This window comes from Ruegeria sp. HKCCD3925 (assembly GCF_057221175.1).
In genome coordinates, this window is sequence record NZ_JBWVBI010000001.1 from 386248 (window position 1) to 402296 (window position 16049).

Below are 16049 nucleotides of genomic sequence, written 5' to 3' on the forward strand. Positions count from 1 at the left end.
TCAGTTTCCTTCCGTTTGTTCTGCCTCGGTGCGCTGCTCTTGCAGCTTGCGTTCCCGATCCGGCCAACTCTCCTTGATGAAGGCAAGGATGTCCCAGATTTCCTGATCCGACAGAGTGTCCTCGAAACCTGGCATACCGCTTTTGACATCAGCGACGCCCATCTGTTTTAGTGTTTGGTACCCGCCAAGCTTTGTATAATCGAACAACAGCTTGTCGCCGTGATGCCAGGTGTGCCCTGTTCGGTCATGCGGGGGAGCTCGCAAGACGCCATCTGGATCAGGTGTCTGCCAATCTGGTTGACCCTCCAAATCTGCCCCGTGGCATGACGCGCAGTTTTCGGCGTACAAAACTGCACCACGTGCCGAATCCGCTGATGCACCGTTTTGTGCGCGCCCGCTCAGGCCCCAGCCAGCGACCGCGACAATGATCACCACAGCAGCTAGTGACACCCATTTCGCCGCGCTCTTATTCATCACGCCACGCTCAGCCAGGTCTTCATTCCAGCGGCCTGATGCGACAGCATGTGGCAATGAAACAGCCAGTCCCCCGGGATATCCGCAACGAACGCAATCTCCCGCGTTTCCATCCGGTCAACCAGTATTGTGTCTCGCAGCGGTCCCAGGCTCCCGTTCGGCAGAACTTCCTGAAAGTGCGTCCCGTGCAAGTGCATGGCGTGCGCAAAGACAGTGTCGTTCTGCATCTGAATACGGACTATGTCGCCACGCGAAACGGAAGCGAGCGGGTTTTCGGGTAAACCTGCGACTCCGTTGAATGTCCAGATCTGTCCTTCCTGAACCAACTCATTAGCGCTCATGACTTGGCCGTTGTAAGTACCTTGACGCAGTCCGCCCATCGCCCCGCCTTCCATCACCAATGGAACCTTTAAGGCGTCAGAAACATCTTCAAGAAAAGAAACAGGGTTGGGTGGCAGAGCTTCAATCTCACCGCGGCTGGCAGATGTACCGCTTCCCGAAACCGGGATCTCAGCGATAACAAATGATTCATCGCGTTCGTGAAGAGTTATTTGAACGGCTTCGTTCGATTCCGCTGTGACGTCGACGATCAAGTCTGCTCGCTGTGCAGGTCCGAAAACAAGTGTTTCGAAATCTTCTGGCTGCCTTGCAGGCATGCCATCATAAGCGACCAGTTTCCCGTTTGCGCCAACTACTGACACATACATGATCCGATCAGTTGCCACGTTGACCATTCGAATTCGCAATCGCTGGTTCGTCAAAACTTCGGTCATTGGCGATATGCGCGCGTGAACGTAGTTTCCCATCCGACCTGCATGGGTCCAATCATGCATTGCACCAAAATCATCTACTATTTGAGCGTCCTTACCCAACCGCCAATCATCCAGAAGGATCGTGATGTCATGGTCCGTGTCCGGCGGGTCCGTTTCGTCGACGATGAACGCGCCGTAAAGGCCCCTGGCCACTTGTTCCGTTGACTGGTTGTGAGAGTGATACCAGAAGGTCCCCGCGTCCTTTAGAGGCAAGTCATACTGAAATTTGCCGCCGGTTGGTACAGCCTCCTGCGTAAGGCCCGGCACCCCGTCCATATTGTTCGGAACCCGCAATCCGTGCCAATGGATTGCTGTAGGCTGAGGTAGCGAGTTCAGGAGTGTCCGGCGAACCGTTTCGCCTTGCCGGGCACGAATTTCAGGGCCTGGAACACCGCCATCATATCCCCATATCTCGGTTTCCGGATAGTTGTTGGGGGCAACACGCGCCAATCCTGAACGCGCCTCGATTATTCGGGGGGCGGTAGCCGACCTCCCAATAGTCGGCACTGCGATTAGTGCCGACGTGCCTGCAACGAATTGCCTGCGATTGAGCTTCATTAGGACTTCCTTCCAAAGAATACTTGATCTCGCACTGGATTATCCCCCGTCGTGCACATCCAGCAGATAGGTCGCCATTGCCTTCAGGTCTTCGTCTGTCAGAAAGCTGGTGCCATAGTTTACGACCTCTCCCATGGCGCCGCCGAAGACATCGCCATCAGGCATGACGCCGGTGCGCAACGCGTAGGCCAGATCATCAACTGTCCACCCACGCATTTGCAGGGTCTCAAAGTCGATGGCCGGTGCCTTGTCACCGCCCGGCAGTGAGTCACTTCCCTTGAAGTGTTCCGTGTCAGAATTTCTTGCGCCAGCCAGGTTTCTCCCGGTGTGACAGGCGGCACAATGCGTGGCACCTTCAACGAGTAACCGGCCCCGGTTCCATACATCATCATTGCCCGGCACGGGATCGGTCCGCGGCGGTTCCAAAAATGCCGCCCGCCACAGCTTCAGGCCCCATCTCTGATTGAAGGGGAACACCATTTCCTGCTCTTTTGACGGTTCCGCTACTGGCGGAACCGTTTGCCAGGCGGCCCAAAGATCGGCGATGTCCTGATCCGTGAAGTTGGCATAGAACGGATAAGGAAAGGCCGGGTAGTAGGGTTGTCCGTCGGGCGACACACCCTGACGCACAGCGCGGGCAAATTCCTCGATGGTCCAATCACCGATCCCGTGATCGGGATCTGTGGTCAGGTTCGGCGAAAAGAGCGTGCCGAACGGGGAATCCAACTCCACCCCACCGGCCAAGGGCGCACCTCCTTTGGCAAAGTCTGTGTGGCAGGCGATACAGCCGCTTGCCCTTGCCAGATACGCCCCGCGGTTAACGTCACCTTGAATGTCGAGAGCTTGTAAGGGCTGGCCAATCGGCCAAGCCATCACAGCAACAAACCCTGCTGACGCCGTAACGGCGGTAGCAAGACCCAACCGTATTATCGGCTTCATGATGCATTCCTATTCCGACCGAAATCGCGTGTGACACGCCGAGCATGTCTGGCTCAGCATCATGAACACACCATCTGCCGGCATTTCAGACAGCTGTGCTAAGTTTGGACTGCCAGCCATCATCCCGCTGCCCATCATGGAACCACCTCCCATCATGGAACCACCTCCCATCATGGAACCACCTCCCATCATGGATTTGCCGCCCATCATGCCGGAACCATGACCCGATCCGGACGCCATCAGCCCGTTGTCTGCCGAAAGCGCAAGGCCTTCTGAGTAGATTTCCAACTGTCTGGCTATTTCTGTAAAGGAACCCCAATCCTGCCAGATTTGCGATTTGGCCTCCGAGGGTTTGCCATCAGATCCCTCTGGAAACAGCTTTGTCATGCTTTCACCGGCGTGGCTTCCGATTTTCTTGGCTTCGCTTCTTACCGTTTGCGCATTGTAGGGCGTTTTCCCCTGCATCATCGGTGTAAGGACCTTCATGCTGTCCTTCATCGCGGACATGCCGTCCATGCGTTCTTTGACGATGCCGGTTGCGCCACCATGCGCCAGGGCGGCCGCCGCAAATAGTGAAACCAGGGCCACGCTTGTAGTCATTTTTAGAATGTTCATTTCTTTGTCCTTTTTGTCTGCTTCGACGCGCCCATCTTGGGCGCAATTCGACTCGTCAGATCAGGACACGCGGCGGTGGTGGGTCAAACGCGTTAATACTAAGAACCCGGTATTGAGCTCGAGGGATCGAGTATCTTCGTTCCGTGCCTTGGGGACCAGGCGGTGTTGGACCCATCAAAAATAGTCCAACAGCGTTGCAGATCGCTCCGCCATGACAATGCCCGGGATGACCCTGCTTGACATGTTCGACGTCCGCAGAGTCGGTTTGGTCAATCACATGCTGTGAATCACCGCCATGTGCATGAGCAGAATCGGCCGTCACAAGTAGCCCGCCAATAGCCAGCGCAATTGACAGGATGAAGTAACGAATTGCTGTGCCCACTCGACTCGTCACCTTCAGAAAATCCCGTTTTCTTGCTGCAACTCTCTTATGTACGCCACGATGCCCTTCACATCCGCGCGGGTCAAACCATCGACCGGCGGCATGTTACCGAACTTCCAATGGTGTGCCCGAACACCATTCTGGACGGCCACGTAAAATGCCTCGTCCGAATGGTGGCTTGGTTCATAGATTTTATGCACCAATGGTGGTGCAAGGCCCTCCAGACCAGTTGCATTCCCGCCATGGCACGCCGAGCATTTTGCGTCGAATGCCACTTTGCCGACGGCCGCAAATTCGCTTAGCTGGTCCGGTAGATTGACGTTTTGGATTGGGTCTCCTGACGCCAGCGTCGACGTATCAGGTGTCGTCATCGAATGGCCAGCTGGTTGCTGATTTAGATTGTAGACGATTGCGACGGCACCTGCGATCGCCACACCGCCTATCATGAGTGTAAGTTTATCCATTTTACTATTTCACGTCGTTGTCAGTTACCGAGCTTAAGCGCCTGTCCAGAAAAGCCGACTTGACCATGGTCAGATCAGTTTTACCTGCGTGCCCACGGTGGCCAGTTCGAACAAGTCCGCGATCTGCTCATTGTACAAGCCGATGCAGCCATTGGAGGATCTTCTTCCGATCTTGCGTGTGTCGTTGGTGCCGTGGATCCGGTAGTATTGCCAGCTCAAATATAGTGCATGTGTCCCCAGAGGATTCTCCGGACCCGGGCCCACATAGTCGGGCCAAGCGGGGTTGCGCTTTTTCATTGCTGGTGTCGGTCGCCAAGATGGCCCCTCAACCTTGCGAGTTACTGTGGTGTAGCCCAGCCTTGTAAGGTCTTCCGTCAGCGGCACGCTGGTTGGATACATCCGATAGACGCTCTCGTCTTCTGACCAATATTGCAGGACCTTGGACTGTGTATCGGACAGGATCACACCATTCTTAAGCGTATCAAAGTGATCCTGCCATTTAGCAACGCGGAATGAAGAAACATTGCGGCGCGTCCCTTGGGTTGTCATCGATTGGGCCCAAACGGCCGGTGCTGGAAAAAGAGTTGTCGCAGCAAACGCGGCAATCACTCCGCGTCGCGTAACAGCCTTTCTATCCCTGTTCGGTTTCATGCCTGCCACCCCAAACGTGTATTCTTGCTTTACGACTCATTTGGGCTGTATGCCCGGTTCCCGCGCTGGAAGGTCAACAAACAACAGGTTATGCGTAAGGGATATTTCATCTGGAATGCCGCCGCCGTGGGCACATGGGGCGGTTTCAAAGGTGGCTTCAGATCGTCAAGCCATTGTGAAGAAGAAACTATTTTTGTGTACTCACACCAAAACAACGTCAATACAGTTAGATCGCAAGCATGGAGCGTTTTCCCGAGCTTCTATCGCCTTTGTTCAGATTGCTGCCCGTTGTCGGTCCAATAACGGTAAAGAGCGCAACACCTGCGAGAGCTTTGACCTGTGTCATGGCATCGATTTCCCAATAACCTGTATGGTCGTTGGCACGCGGCCCAGATTCACTGGACACTATACTCTCGCGTAACGGTCGCCATAATAGCTTTGTCTGGATGCACGGGCAGGCACCACCTCGTTGACTGGATTAGCCTCGGAGCGGAATACTGTTACCGTACTCACCATTAAGTTGATCGCGAGGTTCTTCGCGGAACATTTGATTGAAATGACACAAGAAACGTGTGCCGTCTGGAATGCTTTACTTTCCTAGCCTACTGTTTCGAGCGAAAAAGATTTGGTGTTAGAAAGTCACGCGGAGTGGTTCCAAAAAATTCCGGTTCCGCACTAAGGATCTTCAATGGGCGTTCGGCAACCGCTGACATAGGTCACTCACCATAAATCACTTTAATGCTTTCTTATGACACCCCTGCCCGCTTTCTATGCCGAACCTGCCCATCTTGCCGCCACAAAGCCCTTGTTTCTTAATGCAAGGACTTCTGTTTTGATGTAGAACACGGTCTCGAAAACCGTTGTGGGTGCAAGCCCACCCAGGGTTCGAATCTCTGTCTCTCCGCCATAAATCAATTCATCCTTCAAGGCTGTTTCTTTGCTTGTATTGCGATTCCTGCAATGGATGGCATGATGTTGCCACTGCCTGCAGTGTCAATCAGCGCAGTGTGGCTCAAACCCGCAATATGCTGCAAACTCACGTGTTTTCCCCTTTGCTTTAACGTACCTTAACCCCATCTGAGCGACACATCATTTGAAGGAGACATCCAATGTCGCGTCTTTTACTTATCGTAGCCATCGCCGTTATCGGCGGAGGCGCTTACTATTTCGCCACAAAACCTGAACCAACCCCTGCCGAGCAGTTGCAATCGGCGGCTGAAGATGCCTCAGAGGCGGTTGGTGAAGCAGCCTCGGCAATACAAGAGGGCGCTGCTAATGCCGTTGAGGCGGCGACTGAACAAGCATCCGAGGCTGCGTCCTCGATTGCGGATCAGGCCTCGGAAGCTGCATCTTCGGTATCGGAACAGGCCAGCGACGCTGCTACATCTTTGACCGAGCAGGCCAATGATGCAGCCTCAGCAGCTGGCGATCAGGTCGCAGCGCTTGCCGGTCAGGGACAGGAACTGTTCAACTCGTGGGTTCAGGACGGCATGCTGACCGCGCAGAATTTCGACTATGACGCAATCGTCACGTCAGTTCAGGAAAGCGCCTTGTCTCAGGACATCAAAACACAGGTTATGAAGATCCTCGACGAGATCAAAGCGTCGCCTGAGCTGGTTGTCGCGAAGATACAGGATCTGCGCAATCTGATGACGCAGCAGTGATCAATTCTAGAACCAGCCCCAAGAGGGCTGGTTCACCCGGTCGGGATGCGACTTAATTTGCGTCACTTTACGGCATTACCCAATTGACATAGCTCACCGTGTTTGATTGCTTTCTTGAGATTGTTTTGTAAAAATAAAACCTTTTGTCAGTGTGTTACATTGTGACGATGAAGGCCTCGTGCTGAACTCGCATCAAAGAAGGATCGAACGATGACCACCCTGCCCGACACCATGTTTGCCGTTGTTCAGACGCAGGACGGATATTCCGGCACAGCCACGGGACCGACGCTGGAGAATGCCTCGGACTGGTTAGCGGAGGCTAAACTGCCTGTATCTGTCCCAAAGGCGGGACAAGTGTTGATCAAAGTGCGCACTGCCTCGGTGAATCCTTCAGATATCCATTTTATCAAAGGAGAATATGGTCAACCGCGGGTCAAAGGCGCCGCAGCAGGGTTCGAGGGGTGCGGAGATGTTGTTGCCACCGGTACCGGGGCTGACGCCCTGCTGGATCAGCGCGTGGCCTTTGTGGCAGCAGGCTCTGGTGCCTGGGCCGAGTATGTTGTGACGCAGGCCCAGATGTGTATCCCCTTGCGCCCCGAAATCTCGGATGAAGACGGGGCGGCGCAGATCGTAAACCCGCTAACCGCAATGGCGATGTTGGATATCGCACGGGCTGAGGGCGAGGCTTTTGTAGTCTCTGCCGCAACCAGCCAGCTTGGTAAGTTGATGTGCAGCCTTGGACGGGATCTTGGGTTGAAACCGATCGCTCTGGTGCGGCGCGCCGAAACGGTCGAGATGTTAAAAGGCCTGGGTGCGGCAGAGGTGGTCGTGACCAGCGATACGGATGCGCCGACGCGGTTTGCCACGATCAGTGCAGATCTGAAACCTCATGTTTTTCTCGACGCGGTTGCCGACCAACTGTCAGAGCAGGTGTTCTGCGCGATGCCCAATGGCGCGCGGTGGGTTTGCTATGGAAAACTCAGTACGGAAATGCCGAAGTTGACTCAGATGGGCCAGTTGATCTTCATGAGCAAACGAATCGAGGGCTTCTGGCTGACCCGCTGGATGATGGACACACCCCCGGCTGATCAAATGCGAGTTGTCAGCGAAGTGCAGGCGCGATTTGCAGATGGGCGCTGGCGCACAGATGTTTCCGCACGGCTTTCGCTACGAGAAGTGCTGCCAAATCTGGCGGATGCTCTGAAAAAGAGTGACGGGAAGGTGATAATCACTCCATAGTAGAACAAAGCGCCGGACTTAACCGGCTTAGGGAGGGTGAGATTGGATAACGCACAGCTGCTGATTAGCGGGCTGGCGAATGGTTGTGTCTACGGCCTGATCGCCCTTGGCTTTGTACTGATTTACAAAGCCACCGAGGCAGTGAATTTTGCGCAGGGCGATTTCATGATGCTGGGTGCGTTTGTCACTATTGGCCTTACGAATACGGAATATATGGGGCTGCCCTTCTGGCTGGCGCTACCGATTTCACTGGGGATTATGGGCGCACTTGGGTATCTGATCGATCGGCTGATCATCCGCCGCGTCTTTGGCGAAAGTCAGACTGCCGTCGTGATCCTAACCATCGCCTTGGGCTTTGTGATCAGGTTTGCAGCTGGTCTGATCTGGGGGCACGAGCCGCAAACACTGCAGAACCCATTGGCTGGTAAGGAAATCCGGTTCGGTGGTCTTGTGCTGGGGATGGAGGACGTGGCCGTGATTGTTGTCACCGTCCTACTGACCTGGGGTCTTTATGTGTTCTTCAGCAAGACCAAGCTGGGGCTTGCCATGCAAGGTGCGTCTCAAAACCAGTTGGCGGCCTATTACATGGGGATCCCGGTCAAGCGGGTTCAGGGCTTAATCTGGGCATTGGCCGGAGTTGTCGCTGGGATTGCCGGAATTTTGTTCGCGGCCAAAGGCTCGGTCGATCCCACAACTGGGCTTCTGGGAATCAAGGCATTTGCAGCAGCTGTGATAGGCGGATTCGGCAGCCTGCCCGGCGCTTTGGCCGGCGGGCTAATCGTCGGCGTAATCGAGCCCTTTGCCAGCCGCTATATCGCAGCCGGGTACAGTCAGATCGCGCCTTATGCGCTGTTGCTGGCAGTTCTGATCTTTCGACCGCATGGGCTGTTCAGCCAGGTGCGGGTCAAGAAGGTCTGATCGCATGCGGATTGTTTTCAAAACAAACTATATGCAGGACATTCGCCCGTGGAAGGATGGCTATCAGCTTAGCCTCTATCTGATCCTGTTGGCGGTCGTAGCCGCTGCGCCGTGGTGGTTGGATGACTTTTATCTTGGCGAACTGACCAATGTTCTGATCTGGGCCATCGCGGGTTTGGGCTTGATGATCCTAACCGGCCACACCGGGCAGGCCAGCCTTGGCCATGCCGCCTTTCTGGCCGTTGGGTGCTATGCCAATGTCATCCTGATCGAGGCTGGAGTACCATTCCTCATCGCTTTCCCTCTGGCGGGTCTGTTGACCGGCATCGTCGGAGCGACCGTCGCTATTCCTGCCCTGCGCCTGCATGGCATCTATCTTGCGATCTTCACCCTGGCTCTGTCTGTGCTCATGGACGACATCATCGTTCTGGCCGAACCCGTCACCGGAGGCGTCGCGGGTAAATATCTGGGTGGTGTCGAAATCTTCGGACATCTGGTCGATCGTTGGGCCACCCCGGCCCCGTTTTTCTGGCTGGTGCTGGCCGTCGCCGTTATCGTGACACTGGGCTATATCAACCTATTGCGCGCGCCCTTGGGCCGCAGCTTCATCGCCGTACGAGACTCTGAGGTCTCAGCGCAGGCGATGGGTGTGGATATCGCGCGCACCAAGACGATCTCTTTCGCCCTCTCCTGCGCCGTCACCGGACTAGCAGGCGCATTGATGGGTATGTTCTCTGGGGCGTTCAATAACGAGACCTTCAGTGTCGTAATTTCCATCCAATTGCTGATGATGATCGTTATCGGAGGTCTGGGTTCGATCCATGGCGCGTTTTTGGGCGCAATCGTGATCGGTTTCCTACCGCAGTTTCTGTCGATTTCAAAAGAATACGCAGCAGCCCTGTTTGGCGGCAATACGGTCGCCATTCCGGGGCTCGAATTCGGCATCTTCGGCATGATCCTGATCGCCTTTATTCTGTTCGAACCGATGGGTCTGTATGGTCGGTGGCTAAAAATCCGGACGTGGTTCGAACTGTTCCCCTTCTACCGCAAGTACATGTTCAAAAGACAAAAGTCCTATCTCAAGACGGAGCGTCTGAGATGAGCTTGCTGGAGTTTGAAAACGTTACCCTGAAATTCGGCGGTCTGACTGCTGTGGATGATCTGTCCTTCAACGTGCAAGAAGGTGAGGTGTTCGCCATCGTCGGTCCCAACGGCGCAGGCAAATCAACGGTCTTCAACCTGATTTCGCGCTTCTATGATCCTTATGCAGGTGCGATCCACTTTGACGGGCATGATCTGCTGCGTATCAAGCCCTCGGGTGTCGCGGCCTATGGCGTCGCGCGGACGTTCCAGAACATTGAACTGTTCGAACATGCGACCGTTTTGCAGAACCTCCTGGTCGGGCGCCACCGGCACCGCAAAACCAATCTGATCTCGGAAATTCTGTTCTCGCCCTCAGCTCGCAGGCAGGAGATCGAGAACCGAGAAAAGGTAGAAGAGATCATCGACTTCCTCGACCTCCAGGCCTTTCGTGACAAGATGATCTCGGGCTTACCCTATGGCGTGCGTAAGGTGGTCGAAGTCGCCCGAGCGTTGGCCACCGATCCAAAACTCCTGCTGTTGGATGAACCCGCCTCGGGCCTATCGGTGGAAGAGACCACAGATATGCGTTGGTGGATCGATGACATCCGGCGTCAGATGGGCATTACCGTGCTTATGGTAGAGCATGATATGGGTCTGGTCTCGGGCGTATCCGACCGGGTTCTTGCCATGGCCGACGGAGCGAAGCTTGCCCTTGGAACCCCAGCCGAAGTTCAATCTCATCCTGCTGTGGTAGAGGCCTATTTGGGCAAAGCTTCATGAACCAACCGATCCTTAGCATTCGCAATGTTGAAAGCTTTTATGGCCCGATCATGGCCATTCGTGGCGTGTCATTGGACGTGCATCGAGGGCAGGTCGTTTCAATCCTGGGCGCAAATGGCGCGGGCAAGACAACGCTGATGAAAACAATCTCAGGCGTGATGGATCCCGAAAAAGGTTCAATCACATTTGACGGTCAGCAAATACAGGGATCGGAACCTCACAAGGTCGTGCAAAAAGGCATCGTCCATGTGCCCGAGGGACGCGAGGTCTTTCCACTTTTGACCGTCGACGAGAACCTGAACCTTGGGGCTTATACCCTGTCGGATAAAGGACAGATCGATCATGACCGCGATCTGGTGTTTTCCTACTTTCCTGTGTTGAAAGACCGCCGCAATCAGGAGGCTGGCACTCTATCCGGCGGGCAACAGCAGATGCTGGCGATTGGGCGCGGCCTGATGGCTAACCCGCGTATCATGCTGTTGGATGAGCCTTCGCTGGGCCTATCGCCGCTGCTGGTGCAAGAGATTTTTGGCATTCTCAAACGCCTGAATGACGAACAGAGCATGACAATGATGCTGGTCGAGCAGAACGCTAATGCAGCACTGGAACTCGCCCATCATGGCTATGTAATGGAGATCGGACGGATCGTTATGGATGGTGCGGCTGAAACCTTGCTGCAATCCGAGGACATTCAGAACTTCTATCTGGGCGTTCAGGAAGAAGGCGCGCGAGAAAACCGTCGCTGGAAACGCAAAAAGACGTGGAGGTGAGCTGGATGGACGCAAGCCCCCTGCCCCCTCAGACCAGTATCAACGGTGTGCAGTTCAACGCTACGCCCGGTCAGAGACCCCTGCGAGTCGATGGCTGTGTCACGATATGCGAGCTATTCCAGAAACGCTGTGCCGAACTGGGACAGCGTACGGCGCATCGCGAGAAGGACTTCGGCATCTGGAAATCCTACTCATGGGCCGACTACTGGCAACACGCCAAATGGATCGGGCTGGCCCTGCGCAAGCTGGGTCTGCAACGTGGCGAGGTTGTCTCGATCCTGTCCGAAGACCGCAAGGAATGGGCGTGGTTCGACATGGGCATCCAGTGTGTCGGAGGGATTGCTTCGGGCGTCTACACCACAGATTCGGCCAGCCAGTTAAAATACCTGATCAATGACAGTGGCAGCCGGTTTCTGATCGTTGAAGATGAAGAGCAGTTGGACAAGTTCCTCGAAGTCGAGGCGGATCTGTCCGATCTGCTCAAGGTCATTATCCTTGAGGATGAAGGCCTGCACGACCTGGATCATCCGCGTTGCATGATGATCGAGGACTTGTATGCTCTGGGGCAACAGGCTGAGGTCGATGAACCCGGCGCATTCGAAGCAGAAATCGCTGAAACCACGTCACAAGACACCGCCCTGCTCATATATACGTCAGGTACCACCGGTAATCCCAAAGGCGCCATGCTAAGCCATGAGAACATCATGGCCGCGATAGAGGCAGGGGCGCATTCCCTGCCCTCCCAATCAACCGACGAACAGCTATGTTTTTTGCCGCTCTGTCATATCCTCGAACGCGACGTGTCGATCTACTACCCGCTTGCGATGAAGACTACTGTGAATTTCGCTGAAAGCCCCGAGACAGTGTTCTCCAACCTGCAAGAGGTCTCTCCCGCCACCTTCACTGCCGTCCCTCGCGTGTGGGAGAAGATCTACTCGCAGGTCATGTTCATGGCGAAAGAAGCAACGCCCACAGGGCGTTTCGCCTTTGCACAGGCGCTCAAGTCTGGAATGGCGCGGGCTGAATTTATCCTTGCAGGCAAACCTGTTCCAGCACCGATCGCTATGCAGTTTTGGCTTTGGGATCGGCTTGTTCTGCGCAACCTGCGCCGGATGCTGGGCTTAGATCGTCTCCGCCGAGGCGGCTCAGGTGCAGCGCCGATCTCTCCCGATTTGCTCAGGTGGTATTGGGCAATTGGTGTGCCCATTGTCGAGGGCTTCGGTATGACCGAAACCGCCGGCATAGCAGCGCTGAACACGCTTGAGGCCAACAAGATCGGCACCATTGGGAAACCTGTTCCTGGCAACGACCTGCGCATCTCGGATGACGGAGAAATTCAGGTCAAAGGCCTGAACGTCTTTCAGGGCTACTGGCGCAACAATGCCAAAACAGCCGAAAGCTTCACCTGTGACGGCTGGCTGCGCACTGGGGATATGGGGCATATCGACGAGGAAGGCTTTGTCACCATCACAGGGCGCCTCAAGGACATCATCATTACTGCGGGCGGTAAGAACGTCACGCCCGCAGAGATCGAGAGCGGGTTGAAGTTCAGCCAGTATATCTCGGACGCGGTGATCATCGGGGATCGGCGCAAGTACCTGACGGCGCTAATCATGATCGATCAGGAAAACGTTGAGAAATTCGCACAAGAGCGCAAGATCCCCTTTTCGAACTTTTCTTCCCTTTGTGCTGCGTCCGAAGTGACGGAGTTGATCGGCAATGAAATCGCAGCGGTCAATAAGGACTTTGCGCGGGTCGAACAGATCAAGGATTTCCGGCTGATCGACGTGTTGCTCACTGCCGAAGATGAGGAGCTGACGGCGACTATGAAACTCAAACGTGGTCTGGTGGAAAAGAAACACGCACATCTCATTGAAGATATGTACAATTAGTTAAGGGGCGACCCAACAGGGAGGAGAAGTATGAAACACTTGTTTAAGGGCCTTGCCGCAGCGACGGCATTGACTGCATCTGCCACGATCAGCTGGGCGCAAACACAAGGCGTGACAGATGACGAGATCGTCATTGGCTCAGTCAACGACCTCAGCGGCATCTTCGCTGCCGTGGGCGTTCCGGCCACCAAAGGCGCAAATGTGGTCTTTGATCGCGTCAACGCCGAGGGTGGCGTGCATGGCCGCAAGATCCGCTTTGTCGTCGAGGATAACGGCTATCAGATGCCACGCGCGATGCAGGGCTATAACAAGCTGCTGAACCGTGACAAGGTTTTCGCGATGTTGCAGTCGCTGGGTACGCCGATGAATGTTGCTGGGTTCAAGCTGCTGGACCCGAAAGGTATTCCTAATGTCGCCCCCTTGACCGCCGCGCGGCAAATGCTGCAAGAGCCGATGAAGAACAAGTTCACCTCGTTCTCGACCTATTACGATCAAGCTCGGATCGGGGTGAAGTATCTGAACGGTGAATTTGGATCGCAAACCGTTTGCACCATGTACCTGCCTACTGATTTCGGTGAGGAAATTCTGGAAGGCAGCAAAGCGGGAGCCGAAGAGGCTGGCATCACTTTCGGCGCTGAGACCACCCATAAACCGGACGAGACGGATTTCGTGGGGTCCTTGAGCAAGCTTAAAGAAGAAGGTTGTGACATCGTCACGATGGCGCTCGGCGTGCGTCAGGCAATCACCGTTGTTGGAACGGCCAAGAAAATGGGCCTGACCGACATGAAGTTCCTCGGCACCTCTGCCAGCTTCCTAACCGTGGTGGCGCAGGTGCCCGGTGGTGTGACCGACGGTTTCTATGCGGCGGCCTCGTGGCTGGATCTCTGGGCGCGCGCCGAAGAGCCCGCCCCGGCAGCATTTATTGCTGAATACAAAGAGGCTACGGGCGAAGACCCGGTCGGATTTTCAATGCTGGGCTATTCAGCGGCCGAGATGATGGTCAAAGCACTTGAAGCTGCAGGTCCTGATCTGACGCATGATAGCTTCATTGCCGCGATGGAATCTCTGGATTACATGGATGAGTTGGTCGGCAACCAGATCACCTATGGGCCCAATGACCATCAGGGTGCTGACTCTGTATTTGTCAGCGTCGTCGAAAATGGTGCGTGGAAACTGGTTTACGAAGAATAAACCGACCAAGGAAAAAGGGCTCGCAGTTGCGAGCCCTTTCCAATTCGGTATCCGTAGCGATTAACGCTTCGAGAACTGGAACGAACGACGCGCTTTGCGCTTACCGTATTTCTTACGTTCCACAACGCGACTGTCGCGGGTCAGGAAGCCAGCGGCTTTCAGAGCGCCACGCAGCGACGGATCGTACAGTTGCAGCGCTTTCGAGATGCCGTGCTTGACCGCACCGGCCTGACCGGTCAGGCCACCGCCTTTGACGGTTGCAACAACGTCGAACTCACCTTCCACACCAGCAACCTGGAACGGCTGGCGCAGGATCAGCTGGAGAACGGGACGCGCAAAATACTTGTCCTGATCCTTGCCGTTTACGGTGACCTTGCCGGAACCCGGCTTGATCCAGACGCGGGCAACAGCGTCTTTACGCTTGCCGGTGGCGTAGGAACGACCCAGCTCGTCACGTACGGGTTCACGTACGATAACTTCTTCGGCCACGGTTTCAACGCCTGCGACGGCGCTCAGCTCTTCGAGAGTATTGATCTGATCAGCCATCGGTCATTAGCTCCGGGTGTTTTTCTTGTTCATGGACTTTACGTCCAGAACTTCGGGCGCTTGCGCCTCATGAGGATGCTCGGCACCAGCATAAACGCGCAGGTTGGTCATCTGCTGACGCGCCAGACGGTTGCCCGGCAGCATGCGCTTGACCGCTTGGGTCACGACGCGCTCGGGGTGTGCACCTTCCAGGATCTGCTGCTTGGTGCGCGACTTGATGCCGCCCGGGTGGCCAGTGTGCCAGTAGAAGTTCTCTTCGCGCTTCTTGCCGGTCATCTGGATTTTGTCAGCGTTGATCACGATGACATTGTCGCCCATGTCCATGTTGGGTGTGAACGACGCTTTGTGCTTGCCACGCAGGCGCATGGCGACGATCGAGGCAAGACGGCCCAGAACAACGCCCTCGGCGTCGATCAGGATCCATTTCTTGTCGATGTCTGCAGGTGTTGCAGAAAAGGTTTTCATGGCAGGATAGTCCTGTTTGATGTGAAAGACCGCCCCTTGGCGGAGCGGCCCGAATTCGATGGAGGGGGTTTAGACCTACTAGTTATGCAGGTCAATACAGGCAAAGTATAATATATCTATCAATAACAATAACTTATAAAATAGGTATTATTTTACCCCAAAATTTCTTCGGCATATCCAATTTTGCGTAGCTTAGTTAAGCTAGACTCAACCAAGATCATCCAATGTCGGAGGTGGCTATGCAAGAATTGGAACAGGTTATCGCTGCCTATGGTGCGGCATGGCAGTCGACCGATCCCGAAAGGCGACTGAGCCTTCTTGAGCAGTGTTTTGCACAAACTGGTCGTTACGTCGATCCAACTGCAGAAGTTTCCGGCAGAGATCAACTCAATGCCCATATCGGAGCGGTTCTGAGTGATACAAAGGGCCGAGTTGAGCTGACCAGTGAGCCGAATTCACACCATGATGTAGTCCACTTCACCTGGCATATGATTGCTTCCGATGGGTCCATTATGGTTACCGGGCATGATTTCATTCGTCTCGATGCCGATGGCAAGATTGCACATTTGGCGGGCTTTTTTGGCGACCCTGCCCCAGTGCAATAGC

Annotated in this window: 19 protein-coding genes; 9 read left to right on the forward strand and 10 right to left on the reverse strand. The window is 54.9% G+C overall.

Features of this window, described 5'->3' with window-relative positions; all coding sequences use genetic code 11:
- From AC2TEM_RS01925 to AC2TEM_RS01960, 8 genes are all read right to left on the reverse strand, one after another.
- Window positions 1-474, reverse strand: a complete 474-nt coding sequence (locus tag AC2TEM_RS01925) for a c-type cytochrome (RefSeq protein ID WP_170392473.1) — start codon at window positions 472-474, stop codon at window positions 1-3.
- Window positions 474-1844, reverse strand: a complete 1371-nt coding sequence (locus AC2TEM_RS01930; protein WP_170421583.1) for a multicopper oxidase family protein — start codon at window positions 1842-1844, stop codon at window positions 474-476. The genes AC2TEM_RS01925 and AC2TEM_RS01930 overlap by 1 nt, the downstream gene beginning before the upstream one ends.
- A gap of 39 nt (window positions 1845-1883) precedes the next feature.
- Window positions 1884-2783 (reverse strand): c-type cytochrome, encoded by a 900-nt coding sequence (locus tag AC2TEM_RS01935; protein WP_170421581.1) that lies wholly within the window; start codon window positions 2781-2783, stop codon window positions 1884-1886.
- A 9-nt stretch (window positions 2784-2792) separates the two neighbouring features.
- Window positions 2793-3398 (reverse strand): c-type cytochrome, encoded by a 606-nt coding sequence (locus AC2TEM_RS01940; RefSeq protein WP_480855968.1) that lies wholly within the window; start codon window positions 3396-3398, stop codon window positions 2793-2795.
- A gap of 396 nt (window positions 3399-3794) precedes the next feature.
- On the reverse strand, window positions 3795-4244 hold the full coding sequence (locus tag AC2TEM_RS01945; RefSeq protein ID WP_170392477.1) for a c-type cytochrome: 450 nt from the start codon (window positions 4242-4244) through the stop codon (window positions 3795-3797).
- 69 nt (window positions 4245-4313) lie between these two features.
- The gene (locus AC2TEM_RS01950; RefSeq protein WP_170421575.1) at window positions 4314-4895 is read right to left on the reverse strand and encodes a L,D-transpeptidase; all 582 of its coding nucleotides are present in this window, start codon (window positions 4893-4895) and stop codon (window positions 4314-4316) included.
- Window positions 4896-5121: 226 nt separating this feature from the next.
- Complete coding sequence (locus tag AC2TEM_RS01955) at window positions 5122-5301, reverse strand: hypothetical protein (RefSeq protein WP_170608868.1); 180 nt, start codon at window positions 5299-5301, stop codon at window positions 5122-5124.
- Between the two features lie 362 nt (window positions 5302-5663).
- On the reverse strand, window positions 5664-5822 hold the full coding sequence (locus AC2TEM_RS01960) for a hypothetical protein (RefSeq protein ID WP_170608866.1): 159 nt from the start codon (window positions 5820-5822) through the stop codon (window positions 5664-5666).
- Window positions 5823-6004: 182 nt separating this feature from the next.
- On the opposite strand from AC2TEM_RS01960, the gene AC2TEM_RS01965 reads away from it, so the two are divergent.
- From AC2TEM_RS01965 to AC2TEM_RS02000, 8 genes are all read left to right on the forward strand, one after another.
- On the forward strand, window positions 6005-6559 hold the full coding sequence (locus AC2TEM_RS01965; protein WP_170421572.1) for a hypothetical protein: 555 nt from the start codon (window positions 6005-6007) through the stop codon (window positions 6557-6559).
- A gap of 210 nt (window positions 6560-6769) precedes the next feature.
- Window positions 6770-7798 carry an alcohol dehydrogenase catalytic domain-containing protein gene (locus AC2TEM_RS01970; RefSeq protein ID WP_170421569.1) on the forward strand — a complete coding sequence of 343 codons (1029 nt, stop codon included), beginning with the start codon at window positions 6770-6772 and terminating at the stop codon, window positions 7796-7798.
- Window positions 7799-7840: 42 nt separating this feature from the next.
- Window positions 7841-8716, forward strand: a complete 876-nt coding sequence (locus AC2TEM_RS01975; protein WP_170393104.1) for a branched-chain amino acid ABC transporter permease — start codon at window positions 7841-7843, stop codon at window positions 8714-8716.
- Between the two features lie 4 nt (window positions 8717-8720).
- Window positions 8721-9818 (forward strand): branched-chain amino acid ABC transporter permease, encoded by a 1098-nt coding sequence (locus tag AC2TEM_RS01980; protein ID WP_480855969.1) that lies wholly within the window; start codon window positions 8721-8723, stop codon window positions 9816-9818.
- Window positions 9815-10579, forward strand: coding sequence for an ABC transporter ATP-binding protein (locus tag AC2TEM_RS01985; protein ID WP_170421563.1), 765 nt, complete (start codon window positions 9815-9817; stop codon window positions 10577-10579). Before AC2TEM_RS01980 ends, AC2TEM_RS01985 begins: the two co-directional genes overlap by 4 nt.
- Window positions 10576-11349: an ABC transporter ATP-binding protein gene (locus tag AC2TEM_RS01990; RefSeq protein ID WP_170405694.1), complete on the forward strand. Its 774-nt coding sequence runs from the start codon at window positions 10576-10578 to the stop codon at window positions 11347-11349. Before AC2TEM_RS01985 ends, AC2TEM_RS01990 begins: the two co-directional genes overlap by 4 nt.
- A 5-nt stretch (window positions 11350-11354) precedes the next feature.
- The gene (locus tag AC2TEM_RS01995; protein WP_170421561.1) at window positions 11355-13241 is read left to right on the forward strand and encodes an AMP-dependent synthetase/ligase; all 1887 of its coding nucleotides are present in this window, start codon (window positions 11355-11357) and stop codon (window positions 13239-13241) included.
- A 30-nt stretch (window positions 13242-13271) separates the two neighbouring features.
- Window positions 13272-14432, forward strand: a complete 1161-nt coding sequence (locus AC2TEM_RS02000; protein WP_170608863.1) for an ABC transporter substrate-binding protein — start codon at window positions 13272-13274, stop codon at window positions 14430-14432.
- Between the two features lie 60 nt (window positions 14433-14492).
- Here the strand turns inward: AC2TEM_RS02000 and rpsI are convergent, their stop codons facing one another.
- Both rpsI and rplM read right to left on the reverse strand, forming a co-directional pair.
- Window positions 14493-14978 (reverse strand): 30S ribosomal protein S9, encoded by a 486-nt coding sequence (gene rpsI / locus AC2TEM_RS02005; protein ID WP_039535473.1) that lies wholly within the window; start codon window positions 14976-14978, stop codon window positions 14493-14495.
- Window positions 14979-14984: 6 nt separating this feature from the next.
- Window positions 14985-15443, reverse strand: a complete 459-nt coding sequence (gene rplM / locus AC2TEM_RS02010) for a 50S ribosomal protein L13 (protein ID WP_039536983.1) — start codon at window positions 15441-15443, stop codon at window positions 14985-14987.
- A 239-nt stretch (window positions 15444-15682) separates the two neighbouring features.
- Between rplM and AC2TEM_RS02015 the strand changes: the two genes are divergently transcribed.
- Window positions 15683-16048 carry a nuclear transport factor 2 family protein gene (locus AC2TEM_RS02015; RefSeq protein WP_170421555.1) on the forward strand — a complete coding sequence of 122 codons (366 nt, stop codon included), beginning with the start codon at window positions 15683-15685 and terminating at the stop codon, window positions 16046-16048.
- Window position 16049 lies beyond the last annotated feature (1 nt).